This window comes from Photobacterium proteolyticum (assembly GCF_001939735.1).
Classification (GTDB): Bacteria; Pseudomonadota; Gammaproteobacteria; order Enterobacterales; family Vibrionaceae; genus Photobacterium; species Photobacterium proteolyticum.
Genome location: NZ_MJIL01000041.1, coordinates 18,582 through 38,405, shown reverse-complemented (window position 1 = coordinate 38,405; position 19,824 = coordinate 18,582). Strand labels below are relative to the sequence as shown.

Annotated in this window: 14 protein-coding genes; 3 read left to right on the top strand and 11 right to left on the bottom strand. The window is 46.5% G+C overall.

The features are described from left to right. Positions 1–88: 88 nt before the first annotated feature. From BIT28_RS01580 to BIT28_RS01555, 6 genes are all read right to left on the bottom strand, one after another. Entirely contained in the window at positions 89–739 is a 651-nt protein-coding gene (locus BIT28_RS01580; protein ID WP_075761887.1) for a YdcF family protein, read from the bottom strand. 130 nt (positions 740–869) lie between these two features. After that, positions 870–1,412 (bottom strand): YaeQ family protein, encoded by a 543-nt coding sequence (locus BIT28_RS01575; RefSeq protein ID WP_075761886.1) that lies wholly within the window; start codon positions 1,410–1,412, stop codon positions 870–872. A gap of 61 nt (positions 1,413–1,473) precedes the next feature. Next, entirely contained in the window at positions 1,474–1,818 is a 345-nt protein-coding gene (locus BIT28_RS01570) for a hypothetical protein (RefSeq protein ID WP_075761885.1), read from the bottom strand. 210 nt (positions 1,819–2,028) lie between these two features. Then, positions 2,029–2,376: a GIY-YIG nuclease family protein gene (locus BIT28_RS01565; RefSeq protein ID WP_245823631.1), complete on the bottom strand. Its 348-nt coding sequence runs from the start codon at positions 2,374–2,376 to the stop codon at positions 2,029–2,031. 60 nt (positions 2,377–2,436) lie between these two features. Next, positions 2,437–3,108, bottom strand: a complete 672-nt coding sequence (locus BIT28_RS01560; protein WP_075761884.1) for a YceH family protein — start codon at positions 3,106–3,108, stop codon at positions 2,437–2,439. Positions 3,109–3,431: 323 nt separating this feature from the next. Further along, positions 3,432–4,370: a GGDEF domain-containing response regulator gene (locus BIT28_RS01555; RefSeq protein WP_175577480.1), complete on the bottom strand. Its 939-nt coding sequence runs from the start codon at positions 4,368–4,370 to the stop codon at positions 3,432–3,434. A gap of 282 nt (positions 4,371–4,652) precedes the next feature. Here BIT28_RS01555 and BIT28_RS01550 point away from each other — a divergent pair, with 282 nt between their 5' ends. The 3 genes from BIT28_RS01550 (at position 4,653) to BIT28_RS01540 (ending at position 9,119) form a co-directional block, all read left to right on the top strand. After that, entirely contained in the window at positions 4,653–5,105 is a 453-nt protein-coding gene (locus BIT28_RS01550; protein WP_075761882.1) for a DUF3069 domain-containing protein, read from the top strand. A gap of 253 nt (positions 5,106–5,358) precedes the next feature. Next, a complete protein-coding gene (locus BIT28_RS01545; RefSeq protein ID WP_075761881.1) occupies positions 5,359–6,657 on the top strand; it encodes a winged helix-turn-helix domain-containing protein in 1,299 nt (432 codons plus the stop codon). A gap of 80 nt (positions 6,658–6,737) precedes the next feature. Next, the gene (locus tag BIT28_RS01540; protein ID WP_075761880.1) at positions 6,738–9,119 is read left to right on the top strand and encodes a fatty acid cis/trans isomerase; all 2,382 of its coding nucleotides are present in this window, start codon (positions 6,738–6,740) and stop codon (positions 9,117–9,119) included. 70 nt (positions 9,120–9,189) lie between these two features. Here the strand turns inward: BIT28_RS01540 and BIT28_RS01535 are convergent, their stop codons facing one another. Genes BIT28_RS01535 through bcsQ form a run of 5 tightly spaced genes read right to left on the bottom strand, consistent with a single transcriptional unit; the run spans position 9,190 to position 19,669 of the window. After that, on the bottom strand, positions 9,190–12,909 hold the full coding sequence (locus BIT28_RS01535; protein WP_075761879.1) for a cellulose synthase subunit BcsC-related outer membrane protein: 3,720 nt from the start codon (positions 12,907–12,909) through the stop codon (positions 9,190–9,192). Then, complete coding sequence (gene bcsZ, locus BIT28_RS01530) at positions 12,900–14,015, bottom strand: cellulose synthase complex periplasmic endoglucanase BcsZ (RefSeq protein ID WP_075761878.1); 1,116 nt, start codon at positions 14,013–14,015, stop codon at positions 12,900–12,902. Before bcsZ ends, BIT28_RS01535 begins: the two co-directional genes overlap by 10 nt. Further along, positions 14,015–16,255: a cellulose biosynthesis cyclic di-GMP-binding regulatory protein BcsB gene (bcsB, locus tag BIT28_RS01525; protein ID WP_075761877.1), complete on the bottom strand. Its 2,241-nt coding sequence runs from the start codon at positions 16,253–16,255 to the stop codon at positions 14,015–14,017. The genes bcsZ and bcsB overlap by 1 nt, the downstream gene beginning before the upstream one ends. Then, a complete protein-coding gene (bcsA, locus tag BIT28_RS01520) occupies positions 16,252–18,858 on the bottom strand; it encodes a UDP-forming cellulose synthase catalytic subunit (RefSeq protein WP_089153647.1) in 2,607 nt (868 codons plus the stop codon). Before bcsA ends, bcsB begins: the two co-directional genes overlap by 4 nt. Next, a complete protein-coding gene (gene bcsQ / locus BIT28_RS01515; RefSeq protein ID WP_075761875.1) occupies positions 18,851–19,669 on the bottom strand; it encodes a cellulose biosynthesis protein BcsQ in 819 nt (272 codons plus the stop codon). Before bcsQ ends, bcsA begins: the two co-directional genes overlap by 8 nt. Between the last annotated feature and the right edge of the window lie 155 nt (positions 19,670–19,824).

The window sequence follows — 19,824 nt, the reverse complement described above, 5'->3', positions numbered from 1 at the left end:
ATTTTCTAAAAAACATTTTACTCAGTACTTGAATGACCACTGTGGGGCCCACAACATACAGGCCCAAAATAAAAATCTATAATACTGGTTACTGAGAATTAATTAAATGCTCGTTGAAACCCAACTCGACCAGCGACTCAAATGCTTGCCAGACATCGTCAGGAATATCTTGAGGCATTGAATACCCCAGCACTGGGTATTCTTTGATTCGCTGCAGATCGCCCACCATAACGTTTATTACATCGCTGTAGGTGATCAGTTCATTTGGATACTCATCGAAACTGATAGGCGGCGATGTCACCATCACTTGCTTGACAGGCCACTGCTGCATAAATGTAGCGTAGGTTCTTCTCTCCATAAATGGCTTCTGAACCAATATCAGCGTTGTAGGGTCAAGCCCCTTTTCTTCCAATAGCGCCTTGGTAAAAAGAATGTTTTCACCGGTATTCGTCGATTGGGGTTCAATAAGAATAGATTCTTTGGGTACACCCATATCTGCAGCAACCAAGGCAAACGCTTCAGCTTCCGACCCACTGAACATACCGCTCGTTAGTTCGCCGACTCCGCCAGAAAAGACAATATAAGGTGCGTAACCATCTAGGTACAACTTTGCTGCATGCTCGGCTACACGAATATCGTTACTGCACAGAACAAAAATACAATCACTTTTCTCAAGCTGATCATTGAGTAAGTGGTAGTTCCAGACTTTCTTAGCCAGAGAGTGAACCTGTGATGCCATATATCCGTCCTTGAACTGAAACCGCTGGACCCACTATGAATCCAGCATATTGAGGTAGTTTGGGTATTACTTTGCACAGCTAGAATGAAGTTAGCATGACAATATCAGCGAATACCGCTTTGAGATCTGGTTAGACGCGATGCCACCAGTCCGGGACGATGTTACAGCTGGCTTCACCCGAGCTTAGCCAACCCTGCTCTCCCTCAATAGTCAGTTGAAGCTGCATCGTACGCTCAACCATCGCTTCCAGCTCGGCTAATGTTTCATCGTTGATGAAAACGACTGAAACGTTCGCATATTGAGTGATCTTGCTCTTGTTTTGCTGCCACCAGACCGAGGCAGCATTATCACCATAGGCAAAAATAATAACCTGCTGCGAACGGTGGGAAGCCTTACGATAACGCTTCTCTTCCGGTAGACCTAGCTCAATCCATAGCTCAATCTCATCACTGAGGTTCTTGGTCCACAGATCAGGCTCGTCGGTTTCTGATAGCCCTTTGGTAAATTGCAGCTCTTCATCAGCATTCAACCCCCAGGCAACAAGTCGTAGCATAAATCGCTGGATTGTTTCTGAAGGATGGCATGCTAATGTGTGCGATTTATCAATATAAACGTGACGGTCCAGATCAGCGACATTGAACTGGGCCTTATAAATGGTGGCTTTCTGTGCCATAACAAAACACCTGATTTTAAGATGCCTGAAGTGTAGTAAGAATAAGACTAGAGTTCAATTTCTATTGGCTTTTCAAAGCAATAACTTGCTTGTTAATGGTGGTCATTTCTCTTGCCAGCTGCTGACATTCTTGCTTCAGCTCTGTCAGTGTCAACTGGTTGAACTTTTGCTTGTAGTGATTTCCGGCTTTAGCCAGTAACGTTTCCCATTCGACCACATCTACAGCAGATAACTCTTCATTTAGCAGCCTTTTACCCTCCAAGATATAATCTTTGGCTACTATGGCATAATCATCAAAGGCTGTTCGAACATCTGTACTTATACTATTTTCGAGCCGGTTGCAGCCTTGAATCAGAGTTCCTCTGAGTTGATATGTCGTATATATCCCGACTAGCTTATCTTTCAACACATCTCTTTGCCCTCTCGGACTAGGAGTGGTCGTCACCTCTGAGGCCTGAGCTACCAATGAGGCAAAAATTAACGAAAAACCAAAACACCAAGTTCTAATGAACACAGCTATTAACCTATCATACTTACTATTAACTCCATGATACGTGATTACTGCTATTGTGCTGTGTGATTTTCGTGATCTAGCACTCAGATTTAAAACAATGTTTTATTCCAATAGTGTATTGATTTTAAGGGTACGGTTAATAATTGACTCTTTCTTGGCTTTCGACAACCTTTTGATTCTGTACTCCAACCGCATAGCCGTTTTCTTATCACCGACTTGCTCAGACCAGACCAAATTTAATGGACCTTTCCCTTTCAGGTACTTGGCCCCTTTCTTACTACCACTATGTTCGTTTAGACGTCGTTCAACATCTGTCGTCACACCACAATAAAGCTGATTTGAAGCGGTTCTGATTAAGTAGACCGACCATTGTGCGGCTTTATTACACTCTGCATCAGTCTGCTTTGCTGTATGTTCAGCCTGAGAAGTATTATCTGTTTGTTTCATCATATAAAAAGGCTCAGCCAGTGCTGAGCCATACTTTAGTAAATTACACGATTATTTCTGCGCTTAAGATGTCAATGATTCAAGCAGCTCTTTAAGCTCGGCTATCTCTTCTTTCATTGCAGCAACCTCTTCTTCAAGTTTTGCCACGCGCTGAGAAGTTGGTGATGAACCGCCCGTAGTCGGAGCCGCCGCAGCCTGCTCAGCCAAGGCTTCGAGATCAACCTCACCACTGAACAAATGCATGTAACGGAAATCACGCTTGCCCGATTCTTTTGGCAGCTTCACCACATATGGACCTTTGCTATGTTCAGCCAGGCCATTTAGTACAGCTTCTGCCTCTTTTACATCTGCAAGATCACACAGGCGGTTCGTTCTGGTACGGATCTCACCAGGTGTTTGCGGTCCACGCAGCAACATTACACACAGTGCAGCCTTCTCCTGCTTGGTAAACTGCAATGTACTGAATTCAGTATTGCAAAACCGGTGCTGGTACTTAGCGACACGGCTACCAAAACCTGCCGTGACTTCCTGAATAATGCGTTTAGCTTTCAGCGCTTCAACAGTATCCAGCACGGTCGCTTCGTCCAGTGACATCACAGGATCTCGATTACTTTTCTGGTTACATGCTGTCGTCAATGCATTCAGTGTTAATGGGTATTGATCCGGGGTGGTCACTTCTTTCTCTAGCAAACAACCCACCACTCGCGCTTCATTCTGCGAAAAGCAAATATCCATGATCTTCCCTCACCCTTCTTATTATTGATACCAATACTGATTCCACTCTTCATGACCTCGTCATGTCAAGACTGGGATCAGTACTGACCTGTAGGCAGATTAGCACGCGCAGCCTGAACAACAAGCGTTTGTCGAACCGAGTGTTTGAAAATCAATCAATTAGCATTCAATCTTGCGATGTTATACTTACAGCTTCGGCTCAATCAATGCGTTAGCTGGTAGTGGAGTGATGTATCACAACGTACTCAACTGCCTTTCAAGCCTAATTTACAGCAAAAAAGAACAGCCGAGCAGGTTTGACTATTGGAGGGAGGTTAATGCAATCAGGTAAACTCTGCAGCAACGTAACGATTACGCCCCTGCTCCTTGGCTTTGTAGAGCACCTTGTCAACGATTTCATACATATTCTCAGACGTTTCAAGGCCCGTAGGGATCCACGAAACCATCCCCTGACTAACGGTTACCACATCCGATGTCGTCGATTTCGAGTGAGGGATTTCTAACCGCTGAATGCAGGCCTTCAGCCTTTCACACTCCCTCACGGCCTTGGTTTTGTCACAATGACTAATCAAGACAACAAACTCTTCACCACCGTAACGGGCGGCAAGCTCCCCTGCCCGGCTAAAAGTCTGCTTGAGCTCGCCGGCAACCGCCTGCAGGCAGCGGTCACCTTCAAGGTGCCCATAATGGTCATTGAACGGTTTGAAGTGATCCACATCCACCATGATGATGGTCAACGATAAGTTATTGCGCCCATGCCACGAAATAAACTCAGCCAACTTTTGATCAAGATAACGTCGGTTGGCCAGCTTGGTTAAGCCATCTTCATTAACCTGTTGCGAAAGGCGCTCATTAGCCAGTTCAAGTTGCTCCGACGCCTCCTTCAGTTGGTGTCTCATGTGCGCAATACGCTGCATGGCTTTTAATTTAGAGACCAAAACCATTTTGTTCACTGGCTTGACCAAATAATCATCCCCGCCCATATCAATGGCTTTGGCAATCATTTCAGGTTCATCATGACCGCTCAGAAAGATGATCGGCACCCAGTCAGGGTGCTGAATTCGAATTTGCTCCGCCACCTCGGTGCCACTCATATCCGGCATGCTGACATCAAGCAGCACTAAGTCCGGATCAAACAACGGATATTTTTCAATGGCTTCATGTCCTGAACCAACAGCCTCGACAATATGACCAAGACGCTGCAACCTCATTGCGAGCTGCATACGTTCAAGGTGAACATCATCGACCAGTAAGATACGCATTGCTTCCATGAAAGCATCCTATTGATATTGAAACATTTGTATTGTCTTTAGTTATAGCACAGCTAGAAAATTTGCCTAACGATAATATGAGCATACTTTCACTATAGGCGATCGAACGTGACCTGCTTAGCAAGTTTTCAATTCTGACTGGCAATCTGTTACCGATAACAAGCTATATTACTCTGGCTAACCAAATTAGACGGTTACGCGGAGAAAAGTTGACATTTATACGTAGGGCTATAGGATTCCCCTCCTTAACTATTCATGCTGTAGGAATTAGCTATGTCTGAGATTGAAAATAAAGAAGAACAAATCGCCGAAGAAGTAACCTTTACTCTTGACGATTGTTCACCAGAACTTCGCCAGGTTGTCGAGTTTGAAGAAGTGCCGGAAGAACTATTGGGCATGCTAGTCAACGTCTACAAAGCTTCTGAAGGAACATCTCGCCTAGCGTGGGACCAGCTTCCTGCGAGTGCGCAAAATGTGCTGGACAACTTCGAACAGTTTCATGCTCTTATCGCGCTTAGCCAGAGCTACTCAGGTGTAGACTTCCTGGGTGAGCTACAGGAATCGAAAAAGCCTGATGACATGACAGACGAAGAATACACAGAATACAAAGCCGTTATGCTAGACAAAGTACTGCATAACTGCGTAAAAGACATGTGCAAGCAGCTGAAAAAAGCACGCCGCAACCCACCAATGAAGCGTGAATTCCTGGAAATCTTTAAGAAGTAATCTTATTGTTCCGGCAGGGAGGTATCCGCCTCCCTGAGCCCCTTCAGAACAGCACTGTCATTCCCCTCCCCGAACGAGCTAACTTCCCTATTCTTTTCCCTTATTCATGGTAGACTTACTTTCCAGCATAAAATTAAACGTAGTGTCCTAGATTACTTTATCTGTGCTTTTAGTCTGATGAAATCTCTAGTAATTAACGTTTTGAATTCTAAAAGGTAACGTTCCACTGTGTCACAAGTCATCCGAGGTATTAATGTCAAGCCGTGAGCAGATTAAATTTCAAACTGACGTTTACTTCATTCCATGCCAAGGCATCATCAAATCTTCTGACTCAATACAAAAGCTCAACCTCTCTGAACAAAGCATCCTTACTTTTTTAATCGATAACCACCAGCGTCCGATTACCAAGAGCGAATTACTGAAAGTAGGATGGCCTGATCGGGTTGTTACCGAAGCATCACTGTTTCAGGTTATACGGGCGCTTCGGGTAAAACTGCAGGAAAGGCATAAAGGAGAGGTCATTGAAACCTTGCCTCGTGTTGGTTATCAAGTTACTCAGTTCGAACGACAGGAAGTTCCACTCGACACGGAGCTGACAAAGAGAACCAAGTTCCTCTTTAATCACCCTCTTTTCCCATTTTCGTTTGTTTGTTTTCTGCTTATCGCCAGTATTGGTACCTATTTCTGGTTAAATCATTACAAACGACCGGCACAAAATAACTACTTAACCCAAACAGAAAAGTGGGGAGATAACTCAGTTACTCTCATTGCCACTAATGAGGACGATTTGGATGATCTGCGGCAAAAACTCAACCTTGCCTACCGGCAACACCTAAAAGTGGTCTCACCACCCAAAATTACCAAAGTAAAAGCCTTTGCTTATAAGGGTGACGGAATCTACTCTGTTGCCTGGTGCCGGGTTGACAAAGAAAGCGCCTGCCTGTCAAACACCGATTTTTCATATACTTTTGGTTATCACAACTGGGAACAATTTTCTGATCTTCTTGTTCATGAAACCAAGACCTACCGGGATGATCCGGTTATCCAAACCCAGCTGGCACGAGAGCCAACCGCACAGGTGTTCATGAACTATATCGATGAGTCCGGTATTCAGTCGAAGGTTGTCCATCACTATATCTCGAAAGGTGAATCTGCCACGCTCAACTACTCCTATATGTCTTTCATTACTGAAAAAGACACAGACTTCCATCACGCCCTGTCGGTGCGTGCGGCCACCTTGTCGATCATCGAAAATAAGTCGCCTTTTCTTTCAACCGCCCAGCTAAAACCAGACATGTTTCATTGGGCGTACCAGCCAAGTGATTTATTTGTAGAGGAAAAATCAACGGCGTTAATGACAGAATCGAAGATGAGAGACGATTTTAGAGCAAAACGTATCGCGTACAGTTACCTGCTTTACCAACAACCCTACTTGGATCTGATCTTCTATCCCAATGTAGGGATCTACTGGGTCCATAACAGTGTGAAAAACACCAAACTGTTTAATTACAAGCAATATATACCGGAGTACAAGCAGCAAAGCGCTAATTGAACAACGTTAAAATAAAATCTTGTTATACCGCGGTGGCTACTTATACAATATTGAGATGTCAACCAGTTAATAATTCATCCATGCGCTTACCTTTTTTTAAGCAGAGCAAAAGAGTGGTGGTGCTCCTCGCCACCCTGATTTTTTCAGGCTGTGCTGTATATGCCGGCTTCAATTATGACCAACTCTATGGTCTGCCTGAGCCCAAAGACCGGATAGTACCGGCAGCTACGCCTATTGCTCAGCGCTACCTCACCGATGTTAAACCAATCATCGAAAACCGCTGCGTGGTTTGTCATGCCTGTTACGATGCGCCGTGCCAACTAAAGTTAAGCTCAGCAGAAGGCATAGACCGCGGTGCCAATAAAGAGAAAGTCTACGAAGGTACGCGTCTGCTGGCTGCTAATACCACGCGTATGTTTATTGATGCTCAAACTACAGCCCAATGGCGTGAAAAGGGCTTTTCGCCTGTGCTCAACGAACGTGAGCAGTCACCGGAGGCCAATACCCAAGCAGGGGTGATGGCAAGAATGCTACAGCTTAAACAAGCGCACCCCTTACCATCCGATACAGTCCTTAATCCAGATAGCTGGGACTTTAGCCTGGATCGGGATCAGCAATGCCCGACAATAGAGGAAATGGAACAGTACGAGCAAGCCTACCCTAAATGGGGCATGCCTTACGGTTTACCTCAAATCGCAAAAAGCGAAAACGACACTCTCATGGAATGGTTGGCCGTTGGCGCCCCAATGACCAGCGTTCAACCGCCTTCAGCAGCTACCCTGGCCAAAGTGCGCGAGTGGGAAACCTTCCTAAATGGTGATTCTCTCAAAGAGCAACTGGTCAGCCGTTATATCTACGAACATCTGTTTGTTTCTCATCTCTATTTTTCAGATGAAGAAAAGCCGGTCTTCTTTAAACTAGTTCGCTCTAAAAATGCACCTGGCAGCCCTGTGGATTTAATCGCGACCCGTCGACCGTTTGATGATCCCGGAGTATCTCGCGTCTACTACCGTTTCGAGCAGGTACGAGAAACTATTGTTGATAAAACCCACATGCCTTACGCCCTCAACAAGAGCAAGATGGCAAGGTATGACGAACTCTTTTTCGAACCCTCTTACGTAGTTTCTACGCTGCCGGGCTATGAGCCTGATCTCGCAGCCAACCCTCTGATGGCGTTCAGTCAACTTCCAGCCAATGCCCGCTATCGATTTATGATCGATAATGCACAAAACACCATCATGGGCTTCATCAAAGGACCTGTATGTCGTGGCCAGCTGGCTTTAAATGTCATTAATGACCGCTTCTGGGTCTTCTTCGTTGATCCTGAAATGGCTAATGTCCCTAGCGTCAATACATTCTATGCAGAACAGGCGCACAACCTACGTTTGCCGGCGGAAAAGGAAAGCAACACCCTGCCGCTCACAAACTGGATTTCCTACGCTAAGCAGCAGGGACGCTTCTTGCGTGCCAAAAACGAACTGCTAAACCAAACGTTTGAGAATGGCGAACATTTGACCACAGACCTTATTTGGGATGGCGATGGCCACAATGACAATGCAACTTTGACCATTTTCCGTCACTTCGATAGTGCCACCGTTACAAAAGGACTCGTTGGTGAGCATCCAAAAACTGCCTGGGTACTTGATTACTCATTAATAGAACGAATCCATTACTTGCTGGTAGCCGGTTTTGATGTCTATGGTAATTTCGGCCACCAGCTTATTACCCGGATGTATATGGACTTCCTGCGTATGGAAGGAGAGTCTAACTTCTTGTCACTACTACCAACAGATACCAGGCGTCAGGAGTTAGCTAGCTGGTATCAGGATTCCGGCCAACATTTAAGCCAGTTCATACAGGGTGATATCAATGCCTTTAACCAACCGACAGGTGTCCAGTTCAACACTGATAATCCTAAAAAAGAACTGTTTAATATGTTGCAAGAACGCTTAAACACTGTGAATTCGGACCGTTTCGTATTATCCAATACACAATTAGCACCAACAAGCATTGCAGCCCTTGATGCTATTAACCAATTAAAAGGAAAGCAGGCAACTCTGTTCCCCGAGCTGACATTTATCGTCATAGAACCAAATGATCGCACCGTCCAACCGCAACTGTTCACACTGGTTAGAAACAGCGCCCACAAGAACATTTCAAGCCTGTTTGATGAAGAATCTAATCGCCAGTATGAACAGGACGACGTCACTTTGGTTTCAGGCATACTTGGCAGTTACCCCGGTGCCTTCTGGTATCTACAGGAATCGCAGCTTCCAGCACTGGCTGAACAAATAAAGACAGTGAATACAGAACAAGATTATCGCAAACTACTCGACAAATATGCCGTTCGCCGAACAAGTACGGACTTCTGGTCTTTCAGTGACAAATTGAATCAGATATATCGAGATAGTTATCCCATTGAGGCCGGGCTGCTGGACTATAACCGCCTGGAAAATCGATAACTAGATCACCTTCTTCCTCCAAAAGCCTGCTCCGTGCAGGCTTTTTTCTTAATTGACATATACAAGCTATTTAATAGTAATCCGCGTAGAGAGCTACCGGCTCAGGTGGCGTCTTTATCGGTTGCCAGCCTTCATTAAAGGTATATTTCACATACAGCTGAAAATGATTCGGTTCATAGAACTCTGAACGCTCCGCATCCATCAACACCCCGACATACCACTTCGAACTTACCCTTTTTTCTGCCGCCAACCGAAGGGAATAACCAAAATCCCCCCCCCTTTCTTCACTACCATCAAACCCATACGGCGCATCAAGCTCACTCCAAGAATGTGATACCGAGGCATAGGCAGAATAGGCCCAGGTATTTTGATAACGACCGTAGTAACTGACCGGTAGCGAAAGCGAGAAATATGACTGAGGGCTATAGTAGCCACCGTGCCCAACGGCAAACTCACCCAAGTTCTTATCGTAACTCATATAAAACGCACTGAGCCCGGCACTCAACCGCTTATCTTCCTCGGCGATTAGCTTGCGGTAGCCGCCTCCCATCAAAGCAAACCGGGTATTATCTACGGTATTTTTTCCATCCAGGTAGTGGAACTGCGCACTCGACCAATAACCATACGGCCCGCCGTCATCCCAGGACAGGCCAAGATTAATACCCGTTTTTAACACCCCACCCCACTCTTGCTCAGTTGGCGCCGCAGGAGGTACGGCCGCTTTTATGCCCGAGTAAGACACGGTTGTACTGGTTTCAGGACGGCGTGACAAAGCAGCCCGAAAGGTAAACTGGTCGATATCAAATACCTTCTCAACGCCACCGACAACACCCGTATTGAGAAAACTCAGAGGCGTAGTTCCGATATCGATCCGCCAGTCTTTGGCTTCCCAGCCAATCCCTATGGCTGTGCCGCTCTGCTTATCGTCAAAACGGACATCGCTATCAAAAAAAGTTTGATCTCCTGAATCTACCTCAACATAGTCTACCTTTACGACCAAATGACCATCATACTCAGAGAAAGGTATCTTGGCCTCCAAGGGCACATTGAGCTCATGGTTCTCACCTTCGCGGAAGCCATAGTCGACACCGAGCTTGATATAGCCATCCTCCCTGGCTCTCAGGGTATCGATATCGGCTTTCACCCTACGCGTCAGCCAATAGTCATCGGCTTCAAGATACATAGTTTCTAGTGTAAGCTCCTGCTCTTCCTTTTTGACAGGATGTTTCGCCTGCCTATCGGCCAGCAAAGTCTGGTACGCCAGCTTTTCGGCAGTTTCCCATTGCTGTTTTTCCATCGCAATGTTCAACGATTCCCACTTATCAATGACCGTCCCATCATTGCGTTCACTAAGCTTGGCCAACATCAGAGTCGCATCTTGACTATTATCGGTCTCGTAAAGTACCTCAGCCAATTTAAGTTGCTGTGAATAAGAAAGAAGAGGCTGGCGCTGGATCAAGCGCTGCGTGACAAAGCTAAAGGTTTTTTCATCAGCCAGTTTATGACTGGTCCGAACAAGACGAAGTGCTATCTCATCTTGGCTGGCCACTTCAGAGTTAAGTAAAAACTGAAACGTCTGGTGTGCTTGATTGATGTTTCCTACGGCGTAATCGGCTTTGGCGCCGTATAATTCGTAGTTGGCCACAGTCTGATAGTATTTCGCCTGTAACTCTTGGTTTAATTTCCGGTTCTGGGCAGCTATGCGCCAGCTATCGAAGAGAAACCTATCATCCAGATCTACCACGGCTTCTCCGTAACGAATGAACATATTGTCATTCAACGTTGAAAGCTCCGGGGCACCCAGAATTAAGCGAGCCTTGCCAAGGTCCCCCATTCGTATCCAAGCGAATGCCAGGGTTAACCGGCTTTCTACCCACTTGGGACGCGGATAACTCTGCAACAACCGGGTTGCCTTGTCAGGGGCTTGCTCATAAAGAGCTGTCGCCTGATTGATAACTTGTTTGAGTTTCAGCCTTTCCAGGGTCACCGCCATACTGACAGTGCGTTTTTCGTCAGGTATGGAGGCCACCGTTGCAATAGCAGCCGCCAAGCGGTCTTGCTGGGATAAATACAAACCATAGGCATATACCATTTCCGGCTCCTGAGAGTTCTCAGCCCAGTTCGCCATCAGGCGATCAGCCACCGCTTGGTGATGATGGCCTGCCAGCAAATCAGCCACTTCTTTTCTTAACCAGGGATCGCCAGGGTTAAGTTCAACCAGCATATCGAGCGTTTGCTGTACTAGGTGTAGGCTTTTTTCGCTACTCGTATAAATTTCAAGCCGCAATGCCAATTGCTCTATCGTTAGCGCATTTATTTCCTTGCGCACCAGCGCTTGCTGCTCTGGCGTAAACGAACTCACTTGTTGTAATGCAATTTCGGATTGCTGCTGCGTCACATAGATATCCAATATTCCTCTGAGTGCTGCAGCATTCAAGGGATCCTTTTCCTTTGCCTTCCGAAAACCAACACTTGCTGCTAAATAGTCTCCCTCAGCTAGAGATAGACCTGCGAGACGGGTATAACTTTGTGGTTTGTCTGGCAAGAGGATCTGCGCTTTTGCATAGTATTCCCTGCCTTGTTGAGTATTCCCCTCTTCAATCAACTGATCGCCACGATCAATATAGGTCCAGTACTGAGCTGTTCGAACTAGAGATTGGTATTTTGTGGCGTTATCAGGATCATCATCAAAATATGCGGCCCGTTTGAAATACAACAATGCCTGCTCAGATTCCCCTATACGCAGATAATACTTCCCCAACGCCTCAAGTAGCTGAGGATCATTAGGCCGGGTCGACATCGCATAGCTTAGTTGCTCGTAAGCATTTGGGAGGTTGGCGGGATCCTCGGTTTTCACCAAAGCTATTCCCTTTAGCTTGGCAAGGTACGTCGGATCTTCTAGCCACTCTTGCTCCTGTTTCCAGCGGGACTGGGCTGCTAGGTTGGCCTGCTGAATAGCGAAATTGTAGGGAAAATAGCTAGCAAGAGTCGCATGTTGATTTGCCCAATTTTTATCAACAGGCAGGTCAGCAAGTGCTCTTAGCCATGTATCCGCGGCCTGTTCCCCAACATGCGGGTTTGCGGCCAACCTCTTAACGGTTGCCAACATCCAGGGGTTAGCTGAGTCCCGTTTTCTAAGATGACTGGCAAGCCTGAGCTGTAAAACCGGTACATCCGGATATCGATAATTCATCTCCTCCAACTGATCTTTGACCCGCGCCCAGTTGTTGTCATCTTCACCAAGCAAGGAAAGATAATTAAGTCGGAATTGAAATGTTGGCATTCCATGCGGAAACAGAGCATCGTAGCTAGAAATGGCTTCCTCGGTTCGACCTAATTTTTCAAGGAGCTGAAGTCGTTTGTACTCATTACGTTTATGGGTATAAATAGATAAATATGACTCTAGCAACAACACCGAACTCGTTCCGGAGTGTTGAACCCGCAGCAGATTCAGTATCAACTCAGCCTGCTTGATCTCATTCTTACGCGCACTAAGGCGCGCACGTGCTGCTTGTCCTTGTATATCATTAGGCGAAACGGCCATTAGTCTCTCGAGAGCACTCTGGACAATGTCATCACGGTTCATCAATTCTGCGGTAACAATCTGGCCATGAAGCCAATCTACTGAATCTATCACCTGATGCTGGGGAACCTGGTGCAGTAACGACGGCGACAAACTATAGACCTGCTCACGTTGCTCTGAGCTCAGTGCCCAGGCTGAACCGGCGACAATGAGCCAACAGAGAGACAGGCTTACTTTCGCTATCATGCGCACCGAAGTCACTGACATTGCGTATCCCAAAAGGTAACCAAGCTGCCATCACGATCGAAGCGGTATCGATTTTCAAACCATCCCTCGCCAAAAAGCGCCAGAACGTTATCGTAGTAGAAATTTTTCTGCTCGCTTAGCAGAGACTCCTTCACCGATTGATACTGGCTCTTTGCAAATTCACGTTCACCCGATGCCACCAGCAAGGGCAACATTGAGGCTGAAAAACCAGCCGACCCCTTGCCCCGATAAGAGCCGTCACGCGTATTGACCGTTTGTGGTGGTAACCCTTTACGGGTATTCGCAGTAACCATAGGCTGCATAGCTTCGATAACCTGAGGCTTAAATGGATCATCATCAGCCAGCATTCCCGCCCATAAATAGGTACGGATCGCGTTATAGCTTCCTTCTCCTTTGGTTTTCTTGTCTCGCGTATAACCTTTCTCTGAATAAACAACCCAATCAGGGCTGAAGCCCTTTGGCATCGATTCAACGATAAGCAGTTCACTCCCTTTCCTGAGTGATGCCCAATCTTGGTTAGGAAAGGAAGTCGCCATTTTTTCAATCAGCTGGATCGGCACATAGCTGGGATTGAGGCGATAAGTGCGGTCATCAATAACAAAACCTTTTGGTGCCGGTAGCAAAAAGCGCTCACCTTGTTTCAGCGCTACGGTCTCCTCGCGCAAAATCCTGCTGGCAAGGAAATAAGCAACACTCTGATAATAATAGTTGTCCCATAACCGGCCGGCTTCATACAGGGTGTAAGCTATCCATAGATCCGAATCTGAGGCTGAATTAGCATCGAGCACAGTAAACGTACCCGGTGTATCTCTTCCCCACAGCCAGGCAGGAAGCCGGGCCGTTAAGTCTCCTTTGGCCAGGTGTGTTTGCGTCCACTTGAAGAGTAAATCAAAGGTCTCGGGATCATTGGCAATCAACGAAAAGAATAATGCGTAGGATTGCCCTTCAGAAGTAGTGATCTGCCTCGGATCGGATGCATCAAGCACACGGCCATCATCAAGAATGTAGGTATTCTTGAACGTATCCCATCGTGGCCAGTTACATTGCTTGGCAAATACCTGAGAGCTGAGCATAATGCAAACTAGCAGAGCAATTAGCTGTTTCATTACTTACCTCCATCAGCCAATCTGTCGGCAGAAATTCGTCGCAGTACACGCCAGAAAATTATCGTGAGCAAGACAACTAGGAATACAACGCACAGGGCGAGCAATACCGGATGAGAAGAGAAGTGGTACCAAACCAAGTCCATTACTGGTAGTTGCCCTAGGTAAAAACTCTTCCCTACCTCAAAACTAGCCACTTGCCCTTCCTGGATTGTGACAACCGAACCAAACATATGATCTAACTTCCCACTGTCATTCAGCGCATCACCAATTAAGGCAAAATCATTTGGTTGCGATGCCACTAGAGAAATGAGGCTACGTGTCTTGGTTAGGGGTGACTCCATAGCAACCATGCTTGCAAATGCACCTTGAGCCGTTACATCAACGGTTCCTAAAACATCTGCATCATCAGGTTTGCTCTGTAACCAGCTCGCCCAACCCAGCTTGTTATTACTCGCAGGCAAGGCTAGTTTCCTGGTCATTTCCCCCAAAATCAGGTTGGCGCCATCTTGAGAAACGGCATTGTCAGCCTGTGGCGATAGTCGCCCAATCGTCAGAATATCTTTATCAATCAACTGTTCCGGATCCCAACTATCCAACATGGCTACCTTTATTGCCGGATAGCCTGTTTTGGCTCCTATCGCCCCCATCATATCGAGCATCAACGCCACTTCAGGTGCTGGCGGATTTTGCTTCATAACCACCGCGGTTTCCGATAAGTCGGCCATTCTAGAATATGGAAACCCTGATTTTGCAAATGCTCGTAAATTGGGCATTTTTATGTAATGTGGAAAATCAGAAAAATCCAGCGTTGAGTCCGAGTCCATCACCGCGTAGTAGCGGCTGGGTTGTGCCGACTGACAGTTACCATCCGCCCCTGATATAAAGCTAAACTCAAACTGCATCATATTACTGCTATCAATACGAAAAGCCGGGATACGAGAGGTGGAATTCGCGCTGATCAGTGTATCGTCCAGCAGCGGTATTCTGATCGGGCTGCTACTGGCATGTTTTCCCGTATCCGATAAATTAAACGCTTCGACAAACTGCCCATTGACCGAAAAGCTCATTCGCGATTCGGCACTCCCTAACGGTGGGGAATAGCGATAGGCTAACTCAAGCGGTATCCCCCTCGACTGCCAGGCAAAAAGATCCGGCGGTAAATGGAATTCCACATTAATAGGTGCAGCACTACGCCCTTCTCGCTGTAACTGATAAGGCCCTTCAACCAGCTCGGCAAAACTCACCGGTCTGTCCGTTCTCACCCAGTTCGGCGCATCATAGGGCTTGCGAGGCTTTAGTTCGGTAACATTATTGATTCGAGCTATAGGGCCTGAGAGTAAACTGTCTCCTAGCACCAAACCTCGTACAGCAGTATTCAGGTCACGGCTGTCACGCCCCAATACAAGCAATAATTTTCGGTAACGGTTGGTTGGATGAGTAATTAACTGAAGCACAGGGCCACTCACTTCTGGCAGGTCTTTTATAAATGCAGGTCGATGCTGATTCGTTGCAAAGACTATCGCATTGTGCTGCTGAGGAAGATCGTCAAAATAGACAGGGAAATTGACACCGCGCCAACTGGCCAGAGTACCAAAGTAAGAAGCCATCACACCTGCAGCAGTTAAGCCGTCAATGTCACGTTGAGGTGGAAAAACAAAAGGAAGCGTTAAATGTGAAAAGTCTCTTTGATCAAAAAAAGGTGCTGGCAGCAAAGCAAGATCCGTAGCCAGAACAGCATTGTGAACTTGCAGCTTGATGGTGCCTGCCTTGCTGATTTCTGCCCAGATACTCGGGCTATTCGGATCACGGCAAGTACTGTTGATTGATCCAATCAGTTCAAAACGTAACTGATTAAAGTTACTAATAAACCTTGGGTTTAGAGGTATTGAGGCAGACACGCGTTGTCCCTGCTCACCCTCATTAATGGGAACCACCCCCATCAGCTCTTCATTCAAAAAAACTTTTAGATGAGAAACGACCGACTGCAACGCCGGAGAAGGAATAAAACTAAACTCTAACACCGCCTTCGAGACGATTTCATCCAGCCGTGAACCGAAGCTCAGATAGGCCGCACTTTCGCTTCCAGACATAGTGATTGAGCCGTTGATACCCAATTGCGAGAAGCTAATATCCTTATTCTCGATATCCACAACAGGTTCAGACGACTGTACTAAAGCCGCAAAACAGAAGAGCTGTAAACCAACGATGAGTGTTATTATTTTGATGGTTAGTCGCTTCATTTATCATCCCTCAACTGCACAAACCTTGGCCTAAATGACGACAGATAACTAAGTAAAGCCCCAATAACTGACTTAAAAGAGAGGTAGGTTTTATTTATGGCCGACGGACTATTTTCCAACAGCTTTTCATAACCTTTTACGCCTACCACCAGTACGCTTTTGAAACTATTCATTGGTCTATCTGGTTGATATTGCTTTTTCCAAATCAACCAGTTATCCGCACGGGCAAACGTGCACTGAACAAAATCTATTTCTTGCTTAGTTGTCAGGGGGCTGAGCTTGAGGCCGACGCATTCTTCGTCACGATAGATGACCATGCACTTAAACGTTATTTCCTCTGACGAACGGTGCAACGTCACTTCTATTTCAGGCTGTCCGTCAAAAATAGAGTTGTCCGCGGTTTTGACCCGCAAACCTCCCAGTGAGAAATCGACCAAAGTCGCCGGAAACATATGGTCGCTTTGAAGGCGGACCATTGCGGGAATCTCCACCCCAATACGATGATTCTTGCGAACCTGCTTCTCTTCGGCTGCAACAGCAATTGCGCCCCCCAAAATAAACAAGTTATACATGACCCAAACAAGATTAATCCCTGTGGTTGCGATCTCGTCCCCTGGTCCCCAGCCAAGCCGGTAGATCCCAAACCCCACCCCAACCACATTCATTCCTATCAACACCAGATAAGGTTTCGAAATACTCCAGTCAAAATAGGCCTCTTCGATCAGCCCGCCTTTCTCGGTCACATTGAAGCGACCTTTTTCCGGAGCAAACAATGCAACGGTTGTCGGACGAGCGATATACCAGGCCAATACCGTTTCATAGACATCCCCCCAAAAGGAGTGCCTATATTTTCCCTGAATTCTTGAGTTCGCTATCGCTGCGTGGATCATATGTGGCAACACATACAGAACAATTGCGAGCGCCGGGGCATAAATGATTTGCATATGAAACACTAAAAATGCTAACGGTGCGACAAGGAAGATTATCCGGGGGATCCCCGATAAAAAATGCAGCATCGCATTGAGATAACAGAGCCTCTGCGGCCACTTCAATCCTTTCCCCCGCAATGGATTATCCAACCGAAATATCTGCGCCATTCCCCTTGCCCAGCGTATTCGCTGACCGACATGTGCCGAGAGGCTTTCTGTTGCTAAACCTGCTGATACTGGCTGACGTAGATATGCTGAACGATAACCGAGACGATGTAATTTCAAGAAAGTATGGGCATCTTCAGTGACAGTTTCGACCGCAACACCACCTATTTCTTCTAGCGCGGAACGGCGTAATACTGCACATGACCCACAGAAGAAAGTCGCGTCCCACATATCATTGCCATCTTGAACCAAGCCGTAGAATAAGTTTCCTTCATTTGGCACATCTCGAAAATTAGCCAGATTACGCTCAAAAGGATCAGGTGAGAAAAAGTGATGTGGTGTCTGCACCAGCGCCAGCTTGTCATCCTTCAGGAAGCCGCCCATCGTGACCTGGAAAAAAGCCCGTGTTGGCACATGATCACAATCAAAAATAGCAACATACTCTCCCTTTGAACGTTTCATGGCATAATTGAGGTTACCTGCCTTGGCATGTTCATGGGTTGGCCTGCGAATATAATGTACCCCGACTTCCTTTGCGTAGGCCTTAAACTCATCGCGCTCCCCATCGTCCAATATATAAATATTGAGCTTATTCCTGGGCCAATCCACACCAAGTGCTGCCAGCACTGTTGTTTTAATCACATCCAGACTTTCATTGTAAGTCGGGATCATCAAATCAATTGTTGGCCATTCAGAGACATCTTTTGGTAACGGGATAGGCTTTCGCTTCAATGGCCAGGCATTCTGAAAATAGCCCAGCATCAAGACGAGCCAGGAGTAACTCTCCGCCATCAGCAACACCATACCCAGAGCCAAATCGACGGAGTTGTCCCAATTAAGTGTCGAGGTATAACGCCACCATATGTATCGACACGAAACCGTAACGGAAAGAATGATCAGCAATAAGTTAGGCACTCGGCCGGGCAAACGCCGTATCATCATCGCCATGAACCAAAGTAGCAGCACGAAAATGACCTGAGCCTGCCAGGCAAAAGGAACAGTAAGACAAAATACAGAAGCTACACCAACCAACACTGTCAGCAACAGCTTTGAAAAGCTCACTCTTTCGGGGCAGTTTACTGTTTGGGATTTATCTGCTGCCTTTTCAACCCAGGCACCCGCCCAATGCACGATGGCCATAGGAAGGCCGATAAACCACAACAGGCCGTCGCGTAAGGCATTGCTCGGCTTACCTGTCTCCCGTCGAGTTCGTCCACCACCGCTTTGCCTAACCACAAGCAACCAAAGCGCCTGAATCAAACAGCGTACCGAATCCAAGAATCGTGGTCTGGCAAAATTAATATGCGGGAAAAGCGTTAGAGGTAATGTCCAAGTTTGAAGCCCAAAAACGGTTGGCCGCAGAATAAAAGAGCAGATACAAAACCAAATGAACAATACAAAACGGCCTGAGCTCGACGCTTGCTCACTCTCGGGATATGCTGTCAGGTGTTTGCTGAAATTCCGGATCACGGAGGGCTTGATAATCCCTCTTGCAATGAAGCTAAGCATAGCTGCCTTCATCACTGCCGAGGGCCGCAATACTCCACAGCGCTAAAGTTTTGAACTCAGCGGCAGCAAGACTATCAGGAGAGTAGCAATCCACGGTTTGCAAATTAGCCGTCGCTTCCGCAAGCGCCTCATCGAAATGAATTGGGTTTGAAATTAAGGTCTTTCCCCATATCTTTTTCATATAAAAGGAAAAATCACTACTGACTTCACTCGTCGAATAGAACTTATTCGCGAGCAATTTGATTTTTGAAAGCTGGCTAACGCTTTTACCCTGGGTATCAAGAATGGAATAGCAAGCTGTATCGGGGTTCATCACGACTAAGTGCAAGTCAATAGTGGCGTGTAAGTCTCGCAGGTGCTCCATGGAACTGCGAGTAAAACTTACGGATGGCAGATGAATGATGGCATAGTCAAATTGATCAGCCAGCGTTGTCAGCATCTCAGAAAAAAAACTATTGGACAGCCTGTATACCGATTTGGGATCAGAAAAAAAATCGACTCTACGCTGCTTACTAATACTGTTCTCCCTGCTGGACAGTACTGGTTTCGCTTGCGATCCAAAAGGAAGAAAATTCACCCCGGCCGGACTTTGATGAAAAGCAAGAGCCCAGTCCTCACCACAATATTCGCGGCTAGCCCAACCATCACCATCTGTCATTTTCATCGAGAAATACACACGAAGAAAATTACGGAGGTCCAGATCTACAATTACGACATTCTTATTAATATCATGAAGCCCACCAGCCAGGTTAGCAGCAACCGTCGATGCACCAACCCCGCCCTTCACACCAGAGACAGCGATTAATTTCATCTATTTAGACCTTTCGAAGAATAAGTTATGGCTCTTTTGTTTCTATTATTCCGTTTGCAGACTTCGGGTGGTGTTCGTTGACTTCATCAAAAACACCCCAGCGCCCGTTAATAATTCGAGCTCTTTCATTATCGGCAAACTCTTCATAGTTAAAC